Annotated in this window: 1 protein-coding gene; it reads left to right on the forward strand. The window is 67.6% G+C overall.

Annotated elements, in window-relative coordinates; all coding sequences use genetic code 11:
- The coding region (locus KVT32_RS28395) for a biotin carboxylase N-terminal domain-containing protein (RefSeq protein WP_305864193.1) at positions 1-595 on the forward strand (595 nt) is incomplete at both ends.

Consider the following 595-nt stretch of genomic DNA (forward strand, 5'->3'; position numbering starts at 1 on the left):
CCGCGCGCCGCATGGGTATCCGTACCGTCGCCGTGTATTCCGAAGCGGACGCCGGATCGAAGCACGTGGCGGTCTGCGATGAGGCGGTGTTGATCGGGCCGGCGCCGGCCAAGGAAAGCTACCTGCGCGGAGAGAAGATCATCGAGGTCGCGCTGGCCACCGGCGCCCAGGCGATCCACCCGGGCTACGGCTTCCTGTCGGAGAACGCCGAGTTCGCCGAAGCGTGCGAAAAGGCCGGCCTGGTCTTCATCGGGCCGCCGGGTTCCTCGATGCGCGCGATGGGTTCGAAGTCGGCTGCAAAACAACTGATGGAGGCTGCCCGCGTGCCGCTGGTGCCGGGCTACCACGGCGACAACCAGGACCCCGATTTCCTGCGCGACCAGGCCGACCGCATCGGCTATCCGGTACTGCTCAAGGCCAGCGCCGGCGGCGGCGGCAAGGGCATGCGCGTGGTCGAGCGCAGCGAGGACTTCGTCGCCGCGCTGGCCTCGTGCAAGCGCGAGGCGATCAGTTCCTTCGGCGACGACAAGGTGCTGGTCGAGAAATACCTGATCCGTCCGCGCCACATCGAGATCCAGGTGTTCGCCGACAAGCT

Origin of the sequence: Achromobacter sp. GbtcB20 (assembly GCF_019091095.1) — a bacterium.
Taxonomy (GTDB): Bacteria; Pseudomonadota; Gammaproteobacteria; order Burkholderiales; family Burkholderiaceae_B; genus Achromobacter; species Achromobacter mucicolens.